A 20132-nucleotide genomic window follows, 5' to 3' on the forward strand; every position below is an offset into this window, starting at 1 on the left:
AGGGTACGGGCGTGGAGCCGTCCCGGTCAGACCCTGGTGACCGACGAGACGGGCATCATCCCGACCGGGTCGTAGCGCACGGGGGCGCCGGGGTAGGGCGCGTGGATCACCTGGCCGTTGCCCATGTACATCCCGACGTGGGAGGCGTCGGAGCGGTAGACGACCAGGTCGCCGGGGCGCGCCTCGGAGAGCGGGACCTGCCGGCCGGCGTACCGCTGGGCCTGCGAGGTGCGCGGCAGGGCGACCCCGGCCTGGGCGTACGACCACTGGGTGAGTCCGGAGCAGTCGAAGCCGCCGGGGCCGTTGGCGCCCCACACGTAGGGCTTGCCGAGGGCGGAGCGGGCGGCGGCGACGGCGGCTGCCGCACGGCCCGAGGCGGAGGTGCCGCCGGGGCCGAGCAGGTCCGTGCGGGCGGAGCGGCCGGCCCGGTCCCAGGCGGCGCGTTCGCCGGCCGGGAGGGAGTTGAGCAGCCGGCGGGCCTCGGCGAGCTTGCTCTCGACGGTCCGCTTGTGGGCGGCGACGGCCTTGCGGCTCTTCTCCAGCGCCCGGAGCTTGCCGGCCGCCTCCGCGCGGTCCTGGGCGAGGGACCGCAGGGCCGCCCGGAGCCTGCTCAGCTCACCGGCCTGGTGGACGGTGATCCGGTCGAGGACGGAGGCCCGCTCCAGGTAGTCCTCCGGGTCGTCGGAGAGCAGCAGGGCGACGGCGGGTTCCAGGCCGCCGGAGCGGTACTGGGCGCCGGCCAGCGAGCCCAGCGACTCGCGCATGGTGTTGACGCGGTGCTGCTTGCGGGCGATCCCGTCCTGCGCGGTGGCGATCTGCCGGCGCAGTCCGTCGGCGCGCTCGTCGGCCGCGTTGTACGCCTCGGTGGCCTTCTCGGCCTCCTGGTAGAGGCGGTCCACCTCGGACCGGGTGTCGTCGTGCGGCGTCGCCGCGGCCGGGACCGCGCCGAGGGTGGTGGCCGCCGCGGACAGCAGGCCGAGGGCGACGACGGTGCTCCGGTCGGATCCGGAGGACGGTGCGGTACGGCGATGGGACCCCACGGGAAGCCGCGCTCCTTCCGCTGGCGGACAGGGAAACGCGGCAGACAGTAGCGTCGGCGACGGAGCCCGGACCAACGGCCGGAGCACGCACAAACGGTGACGCCCCGCCTGTGACCTGCGTCGAAGGCGGGGCGTGGGGCCGATCGGCACCGGTGCGATTCCCCCTAACGGGCGCACCGGGCCACCGGGAAGGGGTCGGGACCTGCTGCGGGCGAACGCTAGACGCGGACGCCGAACATGAACGGGCCGCCGATGGTGTTCATCGACTCGTAGCGCACGACCGTGCCGGTGCGGGGGGCGTGGATGATCTGGCCGTTGCCCGCGTAGAGGCCCACGTGGTGCAGGTCGTTGAAGAAGAAGACCAGGTCGCCGACCTTGAGCTGGCTCGTCGAGTAGATCTTGGTGCCGGCGCCGGTCTGGGCCTGTGAGGTGCGCGGCAGTCCGACACCGGCCTGCGCGTACGCCCAGGAGGTGAGGCCGGAGCAGTCGAAGGAGGACGGGCCGGTGGCGCCGTACACGTAGGGCGAGCCGAGCTTGCTCTGGGCGGCGGCGAAGGCCGCGGCGGCGCGTCCGGAGCCGGGCGGGACGTTGACCGAGAGGGCGTCGCGCTCGCTGGCGCGGGTGGCGCGGTTCTGCTCCTCGGCGAGCTGGGCCTTCTCCTCGGCGGTGAGGCTGTTGAGCAGCTTCTGCGCGGAGGAGAGCTTGCCCTGGACTTCCTTCTTCTTCTTGCCCAGTTCGGTGCGGGTGGAGGCGAGGTCCTTGAGCTTCTCGGACGCCTCGGAGCGCTGCTGGGCGAGTTCGCGCTGCTTCTCCTGGATCTTCTTCAGCGCGTCGACCTGCTGCGTGCTCAGCTGGTCGAGGGTGGACGCCTTGTCGAGGTAGTCGTCCGGGTCGGCGGAGAGGAAGAGCTGCAGGGAGGGGTCTATGCCGCCGCTGCGGTACTGGGCGCTGGCCATCGTGCCGAGGCCGTCGCGCAGGTCGTTGAGCTCCTGCTGGCCCTTGGCGACGTTGTCCTGGATCGTGGAGATCTCCTTCTGGAGCTTCTCCTGCTTCTCCTTGGCGCCGTTGTACTTCTCGGTGGCCTGTTCCGCCTGCTCGTAGAGCTTGTCGACCTTGGCCTTGACCTCGTCCTTGCTCGGCTTCTCGCTGGGAGCGGCGTTGGCGGCCTGCGAGCTCATGACGACGGCAGCTGCGGCAGCGGTGGTGAGCACGGTCACACGTGCGCGGCTCGGCTGCTTGGGACGACGGTGGGACGCCACGGAGACGAGCTCCTTCTCGAGAGTGATCGCGCGAGCGCGGGTTCGAAGGCAGACCCTAGTGATTCTCTTGTGATCAGTTCAAATCCCCGGACACAAAATCTCCGTTACAGCGGGTTTATTTGGCCTCAACTCACCTGCAGTGATGTCCGATTGACGCTACGTTGCGTGACGGTTCCGTCAATTCGGGCATAGACCCGTTACGTTGCACGGGGGACGGATGTGAATCAGATACTAGGAAAGCCTCTTGAGGAGCACCGCCGACGCGACGGGGCGTGCGCCGGCGCGGGCGACCCCGTCGGCGACCTCCCGGTCGGTGGAGACGACGATGACGGGCCGCCCCGGCGGCTCCGCGCGCACCAGCTGGCGGATCAGTTCGTCGGCGGTGACGCCGGGCTTGGAGAACAGCACGCGCACGCCGCGCGGCGGCGCCAGCAGCACCGGCGCGGCCAGTTCGGCGCCGTCGAAGACGCAGGTGACCTCGGCGCCGGTCTGTGCGGCGAGCTGGGCGAGCTGGCCCAGCAGGCGCAGGCGCTGCTTCTCCAGGGGCATCTGGGGGTAGCCGGTCTTGGTGACGTTGTAGCCGTCGACGACCAGATGGGCCTGCGGCAGTGCCAGCAGCTGGTTCAGGATGGCCGGATCGTCCTCGGACAGCGCGCGGGCGGCGATGTCCTTGGGGGTCATGCGCCCCGGTTCCACGGCGTCCACGGTCTCGGCGGGCCGGACGGAGACAGGAGGCAGCGCCAGCTCGCGCCGCAGCCCCTGGGCGGCGTCCAGCACGGTGTCCAGCAGCAGCCGCACCCGCATGTCCTCGACGCTGCGGCCCTCGCGGGCGGCCCGGCGCGCGGCCTCCAGCGCGGCCTCGGTCTCGCCGAGCCGCGCCTTGAGCCGCCGGCTCTCGCTCTCGGCGGCCGACACCTGGGCGTGGCTCTCGGCGCGCACCGACTCCATCTCGCCCCGCAGTTTGCGCAGGGCGGCCTCGCCGCGCTTGACGTCGCTGTGGGCGGAGCGCAGCTTGCGGTGCAGCGACTCGGCCTCCTTCTTCGCCGCCTCCAGTTCGGCGCGCAGCCGCTCGGTCTCCGACCTGGTGTGCTCACGGGCCCGGGCGAGTTCGTCGCGCAGCCGCTCCAGCTCGGCGCGGGTCTCCTCGTCGGCGCGTTCGGCGTGGGCGCGCTGGGCCTCCTCGCCGGCGGCGGTCACCAGCTTGACCCAGCCGGCCGGGCGGAGCACATAGGCCGCGGCCGCCACGTCGAGCGGGTCCGCGGCCGGGGGCGGGGAGCCGGAGTCGAGGGCGCCGGTCAGTTCCGGCTGGGCTTCCCTGAGCTTCTCCCCGATGCGCTGCCGGAACAGCGGATCGGTCTCCAGTGCCGCCGCCATGGCGTTGCCGGCGAACTTGGCGCGGCGGTTCGGGGCGAACCGGGCGTACTGCCGGAGCTGGGCGGGCAGCTCGGCGACCGTGAGCCCGCCGAAGCCGTCGGCGACGATCTGGACGACCCGGCGGCGCACTCCGTCGGGCAGCGGACGGTCGAGCACCTCGGCGGCGCCGTCCTGCGGCCCCCCGCCCGTGGTCTCCACCATCCGTCACACCCCAATGCCTGTGCGGCCCCGTGCGCGGGGTCGCCGTCAGCGGGCCCGCTCCGTGTCAGGAGCCGGCGCCCGGCCTGTCCACGAGTTCCACCTGGTCCACGGCGTTGCACCAGCGGCATCGCACCGACTCGATCGTCTCGTCGAGCACCTCGCGCTCCTCGACCTTGGGCTCTCCGGCCAGGTCGAGGTGGACGTACTCGACGACCTTCGACGAGCGGGTCACGTCGAAGCGGGTGAGGTTGCCGCAGAGGGTGCAGCGCCACCGCGTCGAGGCGGTCGGCAGAGGAACCGTCATCGTGGCTGTTCGCCTTCCTTCCAGTGTCCGTGACGCACCGGGCCGCCCGGTGCGTGTGGCACGTAACCCTACGGCCTGGCGGGTCCTCGCCGCCCGCCCGTCCACGGCGGCGAGGCAGTATGTGCGGTTGCGCCCGGTTACGCCATGCTCTGTGTCCATGATCCGAAACTGGGGCGCGTCGGCCGCCACGGCGATCCGGTGCACCTCCGCGCCGGTGACCCGCACCCTCATCGTGCTGTGCTGCCTGGTCTTCCTGATCGGCCCGGCCTCGGGCCTGAATCCGGCCGACGGATCCGGGGAGGAGCTGCTGGCGGCGCAGCGGGCCTATTTCCGGCGCTGGGGCGTGATCCCCGCAGACCTGTTCGAAGGATCCCCCGGGGCCGTTCTCACGCCGGCCACGGCGCTGTTCGTGCACGGAAGCTGGGTGCATCTGCTCGGCAACATGCTGTTCCTCCACGTCTTCGGAGCGATGGCCGAGGCACGGATGGGCCGGGTGCGGTTCACCCTGTGCTACGCCGGGTGCGGTTATCTGGCACTGCTGGGATACGCCGCCGCCAACGCGGACTCCGACCGCTCCCTGGTCGGTGCCTCCGGGGCGATCTCGGCGGTGCTCGGCGCGTTCCTCTTCCTGTTCCCGCGGGCGCGGGTCACCAGTCTTCTGCCGTTCCTGTTCTTCCTGCCGGTGCGCCTGCCGGCGTGGGTGGTGCTGCCGTTCTGGGCGGCGCTGCAGTGGGCGGCGGCGGGACGGGCGGACGGCGGGCCGGGGGTGGCGTATCTGGCGCACCTGGTGGGGTTCGGGCTGGGCTTCGGCTGTGCGTGGGTGTGCTGCGGCAGGGCGACTACAGTGAAGTCCGCGTCCGCCCCTGCTCCGGCCCCCGAGGGAGAGAACCAGCCGTGATCACCGCGATCGTCCTCATCAAGACCAGCGTGGACCGGATCCCCGAGATCGCGGAACAGATCGCCGCGCTGGACAGCGTCAGCGAGGTGTTCTCCGTCACCGGGACGTACGACCTCATCGCCATGGTCCGGGTGCGGGAGCACGAGGATCTGGCGGAGGTCATCCCCGGCCGGATCAGCAAGATTCCGGGGGTCGAGGGGACCGACACTCATGTGGCGTTCCGGACGTACTCGCAGCACGACCTGGAGGCGGCGTTCGCCATCGGGCTGGACAGCTAGGGCCTCTCGCGGCGGGGGGTGGCCCGGTCGTTCTTCGCCCCCGCCGCCCCTTCCCGTCCCGACCCGGGGCTCCGCCCCGGACCCCGCTTCTCAAGCTCCCCCGGAGGGGGCACCCCCAGAAGGGCTGGATCGTCCCGGAGCGGCTGGTTCGCCGGAGGGGCTGGACGCAATGGGGGATGAAGAGTTCTTCATCTGGGATTCATCACGGGGCTCCGGTGCGGTGCGCAGGATCGGGGCATGGTTTTCACTCGCCGGATGGCGGCCCTCGCCGCCGTCGTGCTGATTCCGCTGGGCGTCGCCGCGACCAGCTTCGCGCTCGCCGACTCGCCCGAACCGCCCAAGGTGCCGCCGCGGGTCGAACTGGACAGCGGATCGCCCACTCCGACCCCCACGGCCTCCTCCACAGGCCCCGAGCCGACGCCGAGCGACGAGGTCGTCTCCCGGCCCCCGGTGACCGACAGCCCAGCGGGTGATGACGATGACAACGGCCCCGGCGGCGACGACGGACCGGACCAGGACGACGGACCGGACCACGACGGCTGACCGGACGACGACGGCTGACCGTGTCCGCCGGCGGATCTCCGCCCGGGTCCGCATCCTGCTCTGGCTGCTGTTCGTCATGGCGGTCGCGCTCGCCTCGGTCGCCATGACCACCCGTTCCTTCCTGCTGCGGGACGTCGACGACCGGATCAACGGGCTGCTCACCCAGGAGACCGGCGAGTTCGCCAACTTCGAGCAGCGGGGCTTCGACCCGGAGACGGGCGCGCCCTTCACCGCCCCCGACCGGCTGCTGCGGGTCTTCCTGGAACGCCAGTACGCCGACCCCGACGAGGAGCTGATCGGTCTCGTGGCCCGCGGGAGCGGGGGCCCGGCGCAGATCATCCAGCCGCGCGACCTCCCCGTCGCGCTCCCCCTGCACCGGGATCCCGACGCCCGGCGCCGCATCTTCGCCTCCCCCGACGCGTCCGGGGTGCTGCACCGGCCCGAGGGCGAGATCCGCTGGGCCAAGGTGTCCGTGGCCCGGCACGGCGGCGGCGACCCGGAGGCGGCGTTCGTCGTGGCCTTTCACCCCGAGCGCGAAGTGGCCCGGGTGAACGAGGTGTTCCGCGTCCTGCTCGCCATCTCCGGGGTCGCCCTGCTGCTGACCACCGGCATCGGCTGGGCGGTCGCCGGACGCATCCTGCAGCCCGTACGGCTGGTGCGCACCGCCGCCGCACAGCTCACCGAGCAGGATCTCACCCGCCGCATCGCGGTGCGCGGCCACGACGACATCGCGGCCCTCGCCGAGACGTTCAACGCGATGCTCGACCGGCTGGAGCGGGCCTTCGCCGCCCAGCGCCAGTTCGTCGACGACGCCGGACACGAGCTGCGCACCCCGATCACCATCGTGCGCGGCCATCTCGAGCTGATGGGCGACGACCCGGCCGAGCGCGAGGAGACGGTGCGCCTCGTCACCGACGAACTGGACCGGATGAGCCGCATCGTGGAGGACCTGCTGCTGCTCGCCAAGGCCGAACGCCCCGACTTCGTCACCCCCGAGCCGGTGCAGCTCGCCGAACTCACCGCCGACGTCTACGTCAAGGCGCGCACCCTGGGCGAACGCGACTGGCAGCTCACGGACATAGCCGACCGGGAGGCGGAGCTGGATCCGCAGCGGATCACCCAGGCGATGGTGCAGCTGGCGCAGAACGCGGTGCAGCACACCACGGCCGGGCAGACCATCCGCATCGGCTCCCGCGCCGAGGGCTCGCGCATCGAGCTGTACGTGGCCGACGCCGGGCCCGGGGTCCGGCCGCAGGACCGGGAGCTGATCTTCGAACGCTTCCGGCGCGGCACCTCCCGGCGGGGCGCGCGGGGTTCGGGAGCGGGGCTCGGCCTGTCGATCGTCAGGGCGATCGCCGAGGGCCACGGCGGGCGGGTCCGTCTGCACGACACCGAGGGCGGCGGCGCCACCTTCGTACTGACGCTGGAAGAGGCACACAGGTGAACCGGATTCTGATCGTCGAGGACGAGGAGCGCATCGCCTCCTTCGTGGAGAAGGGCCTGCGCGCGAACGGCTTCACCACCACCGTCGTCGGTGACGGCGAGGCCGGCCACGCGTACGCGCTCACCGGCGGGTTCGACCTGATCGTCCTGGACATCGGGCTGCCCGGCCGGGACGGCTTCACGGTGCTGCGCGAGCTGCGCGAGTCCCGGGTGACCACCCCGGTGATCGTGCTGACCGCGCGGGACTCCGTGCGGGACACGGTGGCCGGTCTGGAGGGCGGCGCCGACGACTGGATGACCAAGCCGTTCCGTTTCGAGGAACTGCTCGCACGGGTACGGCTGCGGCTGCGTACGGCGGCCCGGGCACCGGAGGTGACGGTGCTGCGGTCCGGTTCGCTGAGCCTGGACCTGCGCACCCGCCGGGCCCGCGCCGGGGACCGCACCGTGGATCTGACGGCCCGTGAATTCGTGCTCCTGGAACTGTTCCTGAGGCACCCCGGGCAGGTACTCTCCCGCGAACAGATCCTCTCCCACGTGTGGGGCTACGACTTCGACCCGGGCTCCAACATCGTGGACGTGTACGTGCGGGCGCTGCGCAAGAAACTCGGCGCGGAGAAGGTGGAGACGGTCCGCGGAATGGGCTACCGGCTTCCCGCGTGAGTGCTCCCGCCGTTGGGTGAAGTTCCCTTCATCTTCGGCTCATCGACGGCTCATGGCCCAGGTGAATCGTCGATGACGTGACGCTGAATCCCCGACTGACCGCCGTGCTGTGCGCGGCCCTGTCGCTGTGCGCCCTGCTGGCGGTCCCCGGCAACTTCCCCGGCCTCGGCGGGGACGCGCGGTTCACCCTCGCCGTGTTCGCGCTGGCGACCTGCGCGTGGATCGGTACGCCGATCGACGACACCTACATCGCGCTGGGCGCCGGACTCGCGCTGACGGTGACCGGGGTGATCAGCAGCGACACCCTGTTCGGCACCCTGGGCGACTCGACGGTGTGGCTGCTGATCTGCGCCTTCGTGCTGGCGGCCGCGGTCACCCGGACCGGGCTCGCGGGCCGGGCGGCGGCCTTTCTGGTCGGCGGGGCGCGTACGGTGCGGCAGTTGACGCACCTGACGACGGCCGCGCTCGTCGTCACGGCCTTCGCGGTGCCCGCCACCTCGGGCCGGGCCGCGCTGGCCCTGCCGGTGTTCCTGGCCCTCGCCAAGGCGCTCGCCGACCGGAAACGACTGGTCGTGATGCTGGCGCTGCTGTTCCCGACCGTGATCCTGCTGTCCGCGGTGGCGACACTGATCGGTGCGGGTGCGCATCTGATCACCGTGTCCGTGCTGTGGGAGGCCACCGGAGACCGGGTCGGCTTCACGGAGTGGCTGTTGCTGGGGTTGCCACTGGCCGTGGCCTCCTCCCATCTCGCCGCGGAGGCCGTGCTGGCGACCACCACCCGGCGCGTCGACCGCACGGCACCCGTGCACATCAGCGCCGAGGAGATCCAGCGGCACAGCGACCGTCCGGTCACCGGTCCCTGGACCCAGGCCGAGAAGCGCTGCGCCCTGCTGCTGGCCACGGTCGTCGCCCTGTGGTGCAGCGAGCCGCTGCACCGGGTGTCGCCGGCCGTGGTCGCACTGATAGGCGCGGTGGTGGCCGCCTCGCCGGCGCTGGGCACCGTACGGCTGAAGGACGCGCTGAAGACGGTGCCCTGGTCGCTGCTGCTGTTCATGGCGGCGACGATGGCGATGGGTGTCGCGCTCGCCGAGTCGGGGGCGGCGGCATGGCTGGTCGGCGGATTGCCGGCGGGGATCGGCCCGGTGACGTTCCTGGCGGTCGTCGTCGCGGTCAGCACGGCGGCCCATCTGCTGCTCCAGTCCCGCTCCGCCCGTTCCTCCGTGCTGGTCCCGCTGGTGGTCGCGGCCGCCGTGGGCGCCGGGGTGAACCCGGTCGCGGCGGCGCTCGCCTCCACCGCCGCCGCGGGCTTCTGCCACACGCTCCCGGCCTCCGCGAAGCCGGTCACGCTCTTCGCGGAGATCCCCGGCACCCCCACCTACACGCCGCGCGACCTGCTGCGGCTGTCCGCCGTGCTGGCACCGCTCACCGCCGCCCTGGTCCTGCTGTTCGCCGTCGCGGTGTGGCCGCTGCTCGGCGTCCCCGTGACTCGATAAGGAGTTCCCCTCATGCTGAACCGTGTCGTGGTCGCCCCCAGCGGCTTCAAGGAGTCACTGTCCGCCCGGGCCGCCGCCGACGCCATCGCGGCGGGCGTGCGCCGGGTGCTTCCGGACGCCGAGATCGACCGGATCCCCCTGGTGGACGGCGGTGAGGGCACGGCCTCCGCGCTGGCCTCGGCGACCGGCGGGCGGCTGGTCGCGCTGGCCGCCACCGGCCCGGTCGGCGAACCGGTCGGCACCCACTTCGCGCTGCTCGGCTCCCGGGACACGGCGGTCGTGGAGATGGCGGCGGTCGCCGGCCTCTCCCTCGTCCCCCGCACCCGGCGCGACCCGGGCGCCACCACCACGTACGGCGTCGGGGAACTGATCCGCGCCGCGCTCGACCAGGGCGTGCGGCGGATCCTGGTCGGCTGCGGTGACTCGGGCACCTCCGACGGGGGTGCGGGGGCGCTCCAGGCGCTCGGCGCCAGGCTGGTGGACGCGGACGGCTTCGAACTGGGCCCGGGAGGCGGTGAGTTGACCCGGTTGGCGCGGATCGATCCCACCGGTCTCGATCCCCGCATCGCGGACGTGGAGTTCCTGGTCGCCTGCAACCCCTACAACGTGCTGTGCGGGGAGCGGGGCGTGGCCCGGGTGTTCGGTCCGCAGAAGGGGGCGACGCCGGCACAGGTCGAGGAGCTGTCGGCGGGGCTGGAGAACTGGGCGCGGGTCCTCACCCGCGATCTCGCCGTCACCGGCGTCGATCTGCGGCTCGGGCGGGGCACGGGCGCCTCGGGCGGGCTGGGTGCCGGACTCGCCGCCCTGGGTGCGTCGCTCCTGCCGCGCTTCCACGTCCTGCTGGACCATCTCGACCTGGACGCCCGGCTGGCGCGTGCCGATCTGGTCGTCACCGCGGAGGGTGCGCTGGACCACCAGACGCCGCGCGGCAAGGTCCCGGCGGAGGTGGCGCGGCGCGCCAAACTGTCGGGGCGGCCGGTGCTGGCGTTGGCGGGGACGTTGGGTGAGGGGGCGGGGGAGGTGCCGGGGGTGGATGCCTGTCATGGCATTCTGCCCGCGCCGATGGCGCTGGGGGAGGCGTTGGTCCGCGGCGCGGAGCTGCTCACCGACGCGACGGAGCGCGCCCTGCGCATGATCGTCCTGGGCGCCCGTCTGCCCGTGCCGGCCCGCGGCTGATTCTTCCGCCCCCGCCGCCCCTTCCCGTCCCGACCCTGGGGGCTGCGCCCCCAGACCCCCCTTTCGGCCCTTCGGGCCTCGTCCTCAAACGCCGGACGGGCTGAAGTATTCAGCCCGTCCGGCACAATCCAGCCCCTCCGGCGTTTGAGGAGCGGGGTCTGGGGCGGAGCCCCAGGTCGGGACGGGAAGGGGCGGCGGGGGCGAGGAAACTCTCAGGCAGAGGGGTCGGGGACGCAGCGGCCGTCGACCGTGTGGTAGGTCCAGCGCGCCCCGTCCCGGACCAGTTCCCGTACCGCCCGCACGAAACGCTCCACGTGCTCGTCCGGCGTACCCGCACCGAAGCTGACCCGGATCGCGTTGAGCGACTTCTCCCCCGGCGCCGCCGCCTCGGGCGCCCCGCACTCGCCCTGCGCCCCCGGATCGCTGCCGAGCAGCCGCCGCACCAGCGGGTGCGCGCAGAAGAGCCCGTCCCGTACGCCGATGCCGTACTCGGCGGACAGCGCGGCGGCGAAGTGCGAGCTGTTCCAGCCCTCGACGACGAAGGACAGCACGCCGACGCGCGGGGCGTCGTCCCCGAACAGCGACAGGAACCGCACCTCGGGAACGTCCGCGAGCCCTTCGCGCACCGTGCGGATCAGCCGCTCCTCGCGCACGGCCAGCGCCTCGAAGCCGGCCTCGGTGAGCGCCCGGCACGCGGAGGCGAGGGCGTAGGCGCCGATGACGTTGGGCGAGCCGGCCTCGTGGCGGGCGGCGCTGTCGTGCCACACCACGTCCACTCCCCCGTCCGCGCGCCGGGTGACCGTGCGGCTGGCGCCGCCGCCCGCGAGGTAGGGCTCGGCCGCCCGCAGCCAGTCGGCACGTCCGGCCAGCACACCCGAGCCGAAGGGCGCGTACAGCTTGTGCCCGGAGAAGGCGACCCAGTCGACGTCGAGGCCGCTCACGCTCACCGGGTGGTGCGGGGCGAGCTGGGCGGCGTCCAGCACGATGCGCGCGCCGTGCGCGTGGGCGGCGGCGGCCAGTTCCCGTACCGGCCACAGCTCACCGGTGACGTTGGAGGCGCCGGTGACACAGACCAGGGCCGGGCCGTGCGGGTCCCGGCCGGCGAGGGCGCGCTCGAGGGTCTCCACGGCCCGGCGCGGGCCGTCCGGGGCGTCGAGGTAGGTGACGCGGGCGTCGCGCCAGGGCAGCAGGGAGGCGTGGTGCTCGGTCTCGAAGACGAAGACCTCGCAGCCGTCGGGGAGCGCCGAGGCGAGCAGGTTCAGGGAGTCGGTGGTGGACCGGGTGAAGACCACCTGGTCCCCGGTACGGCAGTCGAGGAACTCGGCGACGGTCCTGCGGGCGTTCTCGAACAGGTCGGTGGAGAGCTGGGAGAGGTAGCCGGCGCCCCGGTGGACGCTGCCGTAGTACGGCGCGTAGGCGGCCACGTCGTCCCACACGCGCTGGAGGGCGGGCGCGCTGGCGGCGTAGTCGAGGGCGGCGTAGGTGACTTCGCCGCCGGTGACGAGGGGGACGGTGACGTCCCGGCCCAGGACGGGCAGCGGGGCACGGACGGTCGGGTCGGCGGCGACGGTGGAGACGGACATGGCGGAACTCCCGTGGGGCAGGCGGAATCCTCGCGCGAGCGGGCGTCGCTCCAGCGCGCAGGAGAAGAGGGAAAGAGGGTGTGCGGAGGCGGGGCTCGGCAGCCCTAACGCATTCGCTTGCTCACGGAAGGCTCCTCGACGACCAGGACCCCTGGTGTTTCGAGGGGTCCGCGCTTGCCGTGGGCCTTGCTGCTCACGGCCTGGTCCTCACCCGGGGCACCCCGCCACGGACGGAGGGTTGCCGGACAGCCGGCCGGGGCCTGATGGCTGTCGCTCATGACCTGGTCAGGAAAATACGTGAGGTGATCGATGTCCCGCAACCCGTGTCCGGATCGCGGGACATCACACCGTGGGGGCGGCTCACGCGTTGCTGACGGCCACCCAGCGCTCCAAGACCCGCTTGGCGGCCCCCGAGTCGATCGCCTCGGCCGCCTTCGCCATCCCGGCACGGAGCTGTTCGGTCAGGGTGCCCGGGCCCGGCTCCAGGGCGACCAGCGCCGCCGCCGAGTTCAGCAGCACCGCGTCCCGCACCGGGCCCTGTTCGCCGTCCAGCAGGCGGCGGGCGACCTCCGCGTTGTAGGAGGCGTCGGCGCCGCGCAGGGCCTCGACGGGCACGAGGTCGATCCCGACGTCGCGCGGGTCGAAGGTCTCCTCGGCGACCTTGCCGTCGCGGACCACCCACACCTTGGAGGTGGCGGTGGTGGTCAGCTCGTCCAGGCCGTCGTCGCCGCGGAACACCAGCGAGGAGTGTCCGCGTCCGGCGAAGACTCCCGCCATGATGGGCGCCATCCGGGGGTCGGCGACCCCGACCGCCTGGGCCTTGACCTTCGCCGGATTGGCCAGCGGGCCGAGGAAGTTGAACACCGTGCGGATGCCCAGCTGACCGCGGGCGGCGGCGACGTGGCGCAGCGCCGGGTGGAACTTCACGGCGAAGCAGAAGGTGATCCCGGCCTCCTCGGCGACCTCGGCGACCCGTCGCGGGGTCAGTTCGAGGTTGACGCCGAGCTTCTCCAGGACGTCGGAGGCGCCGGAGGCCGAGGACGCGGCCCGGTTGCCGTGCTTGACGACCTTGGCGCCGGTGCCGGCCACCACGATCGACGACATCGTGGAGATGTTGACCGTCTTGGCGCCGTCGCCGCCGGTGCCGACGATGTCGACCGTCGCGCCCGGCACCTCGATCACATTGGCGTGGTCGTACAGCGCCCGTACACAGCCGGTGATCTCCTCGACCGTCTCGCCCTTGGCCCGCAGGGAGACCGCGAAGCCGGCGATCTGCGCGTCGGTCGCCTCGCCGCGCATGATCAGGTCCATCGCCCAGGCGGTGTCGTCGGCGGACAGGTCCCGGCCGTCCAGCAGTCCGTTCAGCAGGGCGGGCCAGGAGCGGCCCGCCGCGGTGTCGCCTCCAGCGGGGGTCACAGCGCTCATGGCCGCTCCTGATGGTCGTGGATGTGGGTCCTGGGGACCGGAGGGGTCCCGGGCTCCACCCTATCCAGCTCCGGGGACGGCGAAGGGCCCCCGTCCGCAGAACGGACGGGGGCCCTTCGCCGTCGTGTGGCGACTGAGGTGAGGCGCTGAAGGCGATCAGTGGTGGCCGTGGCCGCTCGTGATCTCCTTGTACTCCTCGACGGTCGGCTTCGGGATCTGCGACTCCTCGCCGTAGTACCCCTTGCTGAGCTTGGCGCGCAGCTTCTCGGTCATCTTCACCTTGCGCCGGACGCCGTTCTCGTCGACCTCCGGGCCGAGCTCGAGCGGCTTGTACTGCTCGTGCGCGGTGAGGGTGTGCAGCTGCTCCTGGCTGAGCGGCTCGTGCACCTCGATGAACTCGCCGTGCGGCAGGCGCTTGATGATGCCCGACTCGCGGCCGTGCAGCACCTTGTCCTTGTCCCGGCGCTGGAGGCCGAGGCAGATCCGCTTGGTGACGATGAACGCCAGGACCGGAGCAACGAAGAACGCGACCCGCACGAACCAGGTGATGGCGTTGATCGACAGGTGGAAGTGGGTGGCCCAGATGTCGTTGCCACCACCGACGAGGAGCACGAAGTACAGCGTGATCCAGGCGACGCCGAAGGCGGTGCGCGTCGGGGCGTTGCGCGGGCGGTCCAGGATATGGTGCTCGCGCTTGTCACCGGTGATCCAGGACTCGATGAACGGGTACACGGCGATGGCGACCAGGACCAGCGGGAAGATCAGCAGCGGGATGAACACACCCAGGACGAGCGTGTGACCCCAGAAGTTGATCTCCCAGCCCGGCATGACACGGATCAGGCCCTCGGAGAAGCCCATGTACCAGTCCGGCTGGGCGCCCGTGGACACCATGTCGGGCCGGTAGGGGCCGATGGACCAGATCGGGTTGATCGTGGCGATCGCCGAGACGGCCGCGAGCACACCGAAGACCAGGAAGAAGAAGCCTCCGGCCTTGGCCATGTACACCGGGAGCAGCGGCATGCCGACGACGTTCTTGTTCGTCTTGCCGGGGCCCGCGAACTGCGTGTGCTTGTGGTAGAAGACCAGGATCAGGTGCGCCACCACGAGGCCGAGCATGATGCCCGGCAGCAGCAGGACGTGGATCGAGAAGAACCTGGCCACGAAGTCGTCGCCGGGGAACTCGCCGCCGAAGAGGAAGAACGAGATGTACGTGCCGACGATCGGCACGGACAGGATCGCGCCCTCCATGAAGCGGATACCGGTGCCGGAGAGCAGGTCGTCCGGGAGCGAGTAGCCGGTGAAGCCGGTGAACATGCCCAGGACGAACAGCAGGAAGCCGAACAGCCAGTTGATCTCACGCGGCTTGCGGAACGCGCCGGTGAAGAACACACGCATCATGTGCACGAACATGCCGGCCAGGAAGACCAGCGCGGCCCAGTGGTGGATCTGCCGGATCAGCAGACCGCCACGGACGTCGAAGCTGATGTCCAGCGTCGACTTGTAGGCCTCACTCATCAGCTGGCCCTGCAGCGGCACGTAGCTGCCGTGGTACTCCACCTCGTTCATCGACGGGTGGAAGAACAGCGTCAGGTACACACCCGTGAGGATGATGATGAGGAAGCTGTAGAGGCAGACCTCACCCAGCATGAACGACCAGTGGTCGGGGAAGATCTTGCGCATGTTGGCCTTGGCCAGGGAGTAGATCCCCAGTCGGCCGTCAGCCCAGTCGGCGACCTTTTCGCCGGCCGGTGCCTTCCCGCGCGAGCGGGACTCGGGGGTCGTTGTGGTACTCATCCGCGCTCCCAGAAGGCAGGACCGACGGGCTCGTCGAAGTCGCCGAGCGCTTCGAGGTAGCCCTCGTCGTTCACGCCGATGCGCAGCTGCGGCAGGGCGTGACCGGCGGGACCGAAGATGACCCGGGCACCGTCGGCGAGGTCGAAGGTGGACTGGTGACAGGGGCACAGCGCGTGATGCGTCTGCTGCTCGTACAGGGAGATCGGGCAACCGACATGGGTGCAGATCTTCGAGTAGGCGAGGATGCCCTCGTGGGACCACTCGAGCGACCGCTTGTCCTTGATGTTGTCCGGCTGGATGCGGACCAGCATCAGCGCGGCCTTGGCGATCTCGGTCTGGAAGCCGTGGTCGTGCTCCTCCAGGCCCTCGGGTTTGGCGAAGGTCAGCGAGCCCACGATGAGGTCGGACGGCCGCAGCGGCTCGTTCGTGTTCATGTTGACGAGCAGCTTGCCCTTGGACCACAGGGTGTGGCGCAGCTTGGTCCCGGGCAGCGGCCCGAGGTCGCGCAGCAGCACCACGCCGGAGAGCGGGAACAGGGCGAGCGCGCCGAACATCGTGTTGCGGATCAGCTTGCGGCGGCCGAGCGCGGACTCCTTGGCACCCTGGCGGAAGTCGTCCATGACCTTCGCCTTGACCTCGGGGGAGGCCTCGATCGGGTGACGCTCGTCGGCGATCTCGTGGTCCGACATCAGCGTGCGGGCCCAGTGGACCGCGCCGGCGCCGATGGCGAACAGGGCGACACCGAGGGTCATGCCGAGCGCGAAGTTCAGCGCGCTGATGTGACCGAGCGGCCAGATGAAGACCGACTTGTCGACCGGGATCGTCACGTACGCGGCGATGAAGCCGACGGTGGCCAGCATCGACAGCGTGAACAGCAGGGCGACCGTGCGCTCGGACCGCTTGGCGGCCCGCTCGTCGATGTCCTGGACCCGGTGCTCGTGCGGGGGCAGGCCCGGGTCGGCGAACGGGTTCTTCTCGTCCGCCAGCTTCACGGCGCCGTGGGCGGTGTCCTGCGCTGCGGGCAGGTTCTCTTCGGGAATGTCTTGGCTACTCATGACTTCTTGGCCTTTGCGGTCCGAGCGGCGACCCAGACGGCGACCGCGATCAGCGCGCCCAGTCCGAAGACCCACGCGAACAGACCCTCGGAGACCGGGCCCAGTCCGCCGAGCGAAAGGCCGCCGGGGCTGTCGGTCTCATCGCTGTTGACCGCGTTCAGGTACGCGATGATGTCCTTCTTGTTCTGCTCCGACAGCGTGCTGTCGGGGAAGGAGGGCATGTTCTGCGGGCCGGTGAGCATGGCCTCGTAGATGTGCTTCGGCGCGACGTCCTCAAGGCTCGGGGCGTACTTGCCGTGCGTGAGCGCACCGCCCTTGCCGGTGAAGTTGTGGCACTGCGCGCAGTTGTTGCGGAACAGTTCACCGCCCTTGGCGCTGTCGGCGCCCTCGGGGCCGTACTGCTCCTCGGTGGGGACGGCCGGGCCGGCGCCCAGGGAGGCGATGTACGCCGCCAGCTGGTCGATCTCGGCCTGGGTGTAGACGGCCGGCTTCTTCGGGACCTGCGCGCCCTGCGAGGTGGCGGCCGGCATACGCCCGGTGCTCACCTGGAAGTCGACCGCGGCGGCGCCCACGCCCACCAGGCTCGGACCGTCGGAGGTGCCCTGACCGCCGGTGCCGTGGCAGCTGGCGCAGCCGACCGCGTAGAGCTTCTTGCCCTCCTCGATGGTGAGGGACTGGGCGGTTTCGTCGGCCTGCGCCTTGTCCGCGGGTGCGAACACGGCGTAGAGCCCCCCGGTGCATGCCAGCGCGAGGAGTAGGACGACGAGCGCCGCCAGCGGGTGGCGTCGTCGTGCGGAGAGCTTTTTCACGGATTACCCCGGTGTCAGGATCTTCTGCGTCGATGCTTCTGGTTGGTGCGCTGCGTGCAGCGCGCGCGGATGTGGCCCGCTACTTGATCATGTAGATCGTGGCGAAGAGGCCGATCCAGACGACATCGACGAAGTGCCAGTAATAGGACACGACGATGGCCGCGGTCGCCTGGTCATGCGTGAACCGCCGGGCCGCGTAGGTGCGGCCCAGGACCAGCAGGAAGGCAATGAGACCGCCCGTCACGTGCAGGCCGTGGAAGCCGGTGGTCAGGTAGAACGCCGAGCCGTAGGGGTCGGAGGAGAGGGACAGGCCCTCGTGCTTGACCAGCTCGGTGTACTCGAACACCTGACCGCCGATGAAGACGGCGCCCATGATGAAGGTGACGATGAACCACATCCGGAGCTTCTTCACGTCACCCCGCTCGGCGGCGAACACGCCGAGCTGGCAGGTGAGCGAGGAGAGCACCAGGATCGTGGTGTTCGTCGCCGAGAACGGGAAGTTCAGCAGGTCGGCCTTCTCCGACCAGAAGTCGGGTCCGGTCACCGATCGCAGGGTGAAGTACATCGCGAAGAGGGCCGCGAAGAACATCAGCTCGGAACTCAGCCAGATGATGGTTCCGACGCTGGTGAGGTTCGGTCGGTTGACCGACGGGTGCGCGTGCCCGGTATCTACTGTCGTTGCTGTCGCCACGCCGACATTATGTCGGTCGCTTATCCCGCCCTCACTCCCGGGGGTGCCGTTCGGTGTGTTCCCCCCTCCTGGACTGCCCGGATGGCCCACCGGGGGCCCTCGCCGGGGGCCGTCGAAGAGGTGTCCGAACCAGTGTTGACAAGCGGTCCGAGGGGGTAGCATCCGCGCCATCGGTACCCGAAGTTCCCGACAGAGCCGTGCCCTCTCTCTTACGCGTGGAGGAACAATGCAGGCGACCGCCACGGTGCTGGTCTACAGCGACGACGCCAACACCCGGGAGCAGGTGCGCCTCGCCACCGGGCGGCGCCCGGCTCCGGACGTGCCCGTAGTGGAGTTCGTGGAGTGTGCCACCCATGCCGCGGTCCTCACGGAGCTGGAGCGGGGTGGCATCGACGTGTGTGTGCTGGATGGTGAGGCCGTGCCGATGGGGGGCATGGGGCTGTGCCGCCAGATCAAGGACGAGGTGTTCAACGCCCCGCCGGTGCTGGTGCTGATCGGGCGGCCGCAGGATGCGTGGCTGGCGACGTGGAGTCGGGCGGAGGCGGCGGTGACCTTGCCGGTCGAGCCGGTGGAGTTTGCGTCGGCGTTGGCGTCCCTGCTGCGGCAGAAGCATTTGCAGAGCGCCTAGGAGCTCGGTCCCTCCGGTCGGGGGCGGCTGCGGGGCAGTGGGGGCTGGTCGCGCGGTTCCCCGCGCCCCAGGGGGCTTATACAGCCGTTGGCCTGAGGCGTGCGGTGTCCCGAGCACCCGGGGCTTTGTTCGTGGTCAGGGCGCTGCCCGCTTGCCATGCGGGCCAGTCGAGGTTCCAGTCGCCGTAGCCGTTGCCGAAGGGTTCCATCGTGTCGCCGGCCGAGTTGACCACCTCGACGATGTCGCCCTGACGGACGGTGTCGAAGAACCACTCGGCGTTGGCGGTGCTCATGCCGACGCAGCCGTGGCTGACGTTGGCGTAACCCTGGGAGCCCACGGACCACGGGGCGGCGTGCACGTACTCGCCGCTCCAGGTCACCCGGGTGGCGAAGCGGACGTCCAGGTCGTACGACTCCGCCGAGCCCTCGGCGATGCCGACGGTGCTGCTGCGCATGCGTACGAGGGGTTCCTTGGCGAGCACCACCTTGACGCCGTTGCGGGTCTCGAAGCCGGGCTTGCCGGTGGTGACCGGGAGCTGCTTGATCTCCTCGCCGTTCTTGAGGACCGTCAGCCGGTGCGCGGCGGCGTCGGTGAGGGCTATGACCCGGTCGCCGGTGCGCAGCGTCAGCGGCTTGGACGCGGCGCCCCGGAGCCGGTCGCCGACCTTGATGCCCTCCAGGTTGCTGCGGACCTCGATGGTGGCGTGGGCGGGCCAGTAGTCCTTCGGCCGGTAGTGCAGCTTCTTGTCGTCGACCCAGTGCCAGGTGCCGGTCACGGCGGGTGTGGAGTCGACCTTGAGGGCGCGTTCCACGACGGCTCGCTGGGCCGGTTCCCTGACGGGTTCGTTGAGCTCGGCGGTGACGGGCTGGCCGACGCCGTACGTGCCCGCCTCGGGGCCGAAGGTGACGGCCAGGCGCTTGGTGGCGGCGGGCCTGCCCGTCGTGAAGGTGAGGACCTTGCGGCCGGGGGCCCCGTCCTCGTCCTCGGTGCTCACCCGGACCGTGTACTGGGCGCCGGCGGCCAGCGGGGTGGTGCTGTGCCAGCGGCTGCCGTCGGCGGCCAGTTCGCCCGCCACGTGGCGTCCCGCGGCGTCCACGGCGGTGACGTCCGTGATCCGCCCGTCGGAGTCCTCGGCGACGATCTCCAGGGGCTGGTCGGGGTCGGCCGGCTTGCCCTCGTCGGCGGAGACGCTGAAGGAGATCTGGTCGGCCGCGTCGTACGGCTCGGCGGACAGCGGGTGGCCGTCGGAGGAGCAGCCGGTGACGCCCGCGCCGAGGGCGATCACCAGCAGCGTGCAGCCGGCGAGGCGGCTCCGGCCGGCGCCCGCGCCACGGGGGGACTTCGTGTGTCTCATGACCTCACGCTAGGAAGCGGCGCGGGCCTTGGCTCACTGGACGGCCCGAACGGGTGAGGCCGGGCGCAAAAGCCGGGGCCCGGACGCTCCTGACGGAGTGTCCGGGCCCCGAAGTGCCGTGCGG

General features: G+C 71.3%; 19 protein-coding genes and 1 riboswitch. Of the genes, 8 read left to right on the forward strand and 11 right to left on the reverse strand.

The window, feature by feature from the left end:
• Positions 1 to 26 precede the first annotated feature (26 nt).
• The 4 genes from ACZ44S_RS27200 to ACZ44S_RS27215 form a co-directional block, all read right to left on the reverse strand.
• Positions 27 to 1040, reverse strand: coding sequence for a C40 family peptidase (locus tag ACZ44S_RS27200; RefSeq protein WP_466933438.1), 1014 nt, complete (start codon positions 1038 to 1040; stop codon positions 27 to 29).
• Between the two features lie 218 nt (positions 1041 to 1258).
• Positions 1259 to 2299 carry a C40 family peptidase gene (locus ACZ44S_RS27205; protein ID WP_190162102.1) on the reverse strand — a complete coding sequence of 347 codons (1041 nt, stop codon included), beginning with the start codon at positions 2297 to 2299 and terminating at the stop codon, positions 1259 to 1261.
• 231 nt (positions 2300 to 2530) lie between these two features.
• A complete protein-coding gene (locus tag ACZ44S_RS27210) occupies positions 2531 to 3874 on the reverse strand; it encodes an NYN domain-containing protein (protein WP_466933440.1) in 1344 nt (447 codons plus the stop codon).
• Between the two features lie 64 nt (positions 3875 to 3938).
• Positions 3939 to 4178 (reverse strand): hypothetical protein, encoded by a 240-nt coding sequence (locus ACZ44S_RS27215; RefSeq protein ID WP_073936621.1) that lies wholly within the window; start codon positions 4176 to 4178, stop codon positions 3939 to 3941.
• 157 nt (positions 4179 to 4335) lie between these two features.
• Here ACZ44S_RS27215 and ACZ44S_RS27220 point away from each other — a divergent pair, with 157 nt between their 5' ends.
• From ACZ44S_RS27220 to ACZ44S_RS27250, 7 genes are all read left to right on the forward strand, one after another.
• Entirely contained in the window at positions 4336 to 5076 is a 741-nt protein-coding gene (locus ACZ44S_RS27220) for a rhomboid family intramembrane serine protease (RefSeq protein WP_466933442.1), read from the forward strand.
• On the forward strand, positions 5073 to 5354 hold the full coding sequence (locus ACZ44S_RS27225) for an Lrp/AsnC family transcriptional regulator (protein ID WP_006136621.1): 282 nt from the start codon (positions 5073 to 5075) through the stop codon (positions 5352 to 5354). Before ACZ44S_RS27220 ends, ACZ44S_RS27225 begins: the two co-directional genes overlap by 4 nt.
• 237 nt (positions 5355 to 5591) lie before the next feature.
• Positions 5592 to 5897, forward strand: coding sequence for a small secreted hydrophilic protein (locus ACZ44S_RS27230; protein WP_466933444.1), 306 nt, complete (start codon positions 5592 to 5594; stop codon positions 5895 to 5897).
• A gap of 76 nt (positions 5898 to 5973) precedes the next feature.
• Complete coding sequence (locus ACZ44S_RS27235) at positions 5974 to 7341, forward strand: sensor histidine kinase (protein ID WP_466933495.1); 1368 nt, start codon at positions 5974 to 5976, stop codon at positions 7339 to 7341.
• The gene (locus ACZ44S_RS27240; protein ID WP_190162107.1) at positions 7338 to 8000 is read left to right on the forward strand and encodes a response regulator transcription factor; all 663 of its coding nucleotides are present in this window, start codon (positions 7338 to 7340) and stop codon (positions 7998 to 8000) included. Before ACZ44S_RS27235 ends, ACZ44S_RS27240 begins: the two co-directional genes overlap by 4 nt.
• 77 nt (positions 8001 to 8077) lie before the next feature.
• Positions 8078 to 9493, forward strand: a complete 1416-nt coding sequence (locus ACZ44S_RS27245; protein WP_466933447.1) for an SLC13 family permease — start codon at positions 8078 to 8080, stop codon at positions 9491 to 9493.
• Positions 9494 to 9505: 12 nt separating this feature from the next.
• Positions 9506 to 10669: a glycerate kinase gene (locus ACZ44S_RS27250; RefSeq protein WP_466933450.1), complete on the forward strand. Its 1164-nt coding sequence runs from the start codon at positions 9506 to 9508 to the stop codon at positions 10667 to 10669.
• A 212-nt stretch (positions 10670 to 10881) separates the two neighbouring features.
• Here ACZ44S_RS27250 and ACZ44S_RS27255 read toward each other — a convergent pair whose 3' ends face one another.
• The 6 genes from ACZ44S_RS27255 to ctaE form a co-directional block, all read right to left on the reverse strand.
• Positions 10882 to 12252, reverse strand: a complete 1371-nt coding sequence (locus ACZ44S_RS27255; protein ID WP_466933452.1) for an aminotransferase class V-fold PLP-dependent enzyme — start codon at positions 12250 to 12252, stop codon at positions 10882 to 10884.
• A gap of 165 nt (positions 12253 to 12417) precedes the next feature.
• Positions 12418 to 12534: riboswitch (SAM riboswitch) on the reverse strand.
• A 78-nt stretch (positions 12535 to 12612) separates the two neighbouring features.
• A complete protein-coding gene (gene trpD / locus ACZ44S_RS27260) occupies positions 12613 to 13677 on the reverse strand; it encodes an anthranilate phosphoribosyltransferase (protein ID WP_466933454.1) in 1065 nt (354 codons plus the stop codon).
• A gap of 156 nt (positions 13678 to 13833) precedes the next feature.
• Positions 13834 to 15471, reverse strand: a complete 1638-nt coding sequence (gene qcrB / locus ACZ44S_RS27265) for a cytochrome bc1 complex cytochrome b subunit (RefSeq protein WP_466933456.1) — start codon at positions 15469 to 15471, stop codon at positions 13834 to 13836.
• The gene (gene qcrA, locus ACZ44S_RS27270) at positions 15468 to 16526 is read right to left on the reverse strand and encodes a cytochrome bc1 complex Rieske iron-sulfur subunit (RefSeq protein WP_466933458.1); all 1059 of its coding nucleotides are present in this window, start codon (positions 16524 to 16526) and stop codon (positions 15468 to 15470) included. The genes qcrB and qcrA overlap by 4 nt, the downstream gene beginning before the upstream one ends.
• Complete coding sequence (gene qcrC, locus ACZ44S_RS27275; protein ID WP_466933460.1) at positions 16523 to 17335, reverse strand: cytochrome bc1 complex diheme cytochrome c subunit; 813 nt, start codon at positions 17333 to 17335, stop codon at positions 16523 to 16525. Before qcrC ends, qcrA begins: the two co-directional genes overlap by 4 nt.
• 79 nt (positions 17336 to 17414) lie before the next feature.
• Entirely contained in the window at positions 17415 to 18026 is a 612-nt protein-coding gene (ctaE, locus tag ACZ44S_RS27280) for an aa3-type cytochrome oxidase subunit III (protein WP_190162115.1), read from the reverse strand.
• 226 nt (positions 18027 to 18252) lie between these two features.
• Here ctaE and ACZ44S_RS27285 point away from each other — a divergent pair, with 226 nt between their 5' ends.
• On the forward strand, positions 18253 to 18654 hold the full coding sequence (locus ACZ44S_RS27285; protein ID WP_190162116.1) for a response regulator transcription factor: 402 nt from the start codon (positions 18253 to 18255) through the stop codon (positions 18652 to 18654).
• A gap of 76 nt (positions 18655 to 18730) precedes the next feature.
• Here the strand turns inward: ACZ44S_RS27285 and ACZ44S_RS27290 are convergent, their stop codons facing one another.
• On the reverse strand, positions 18731 to 20008 hold the full coding sequence (locus ACZ44S_RS27290) for a L,D-transpeptidase (protein ID WP_466933463.1): 1278 nt from the start codon (positions 20006 to 20008) through the stop codon (positions 18731 to 18733).
• Positions 20009 to 20132 lie beyond the last annotated feature (124 nt).

This window comes from Streptomyces malachitofuscus (genome assembly GCF_055571035.1).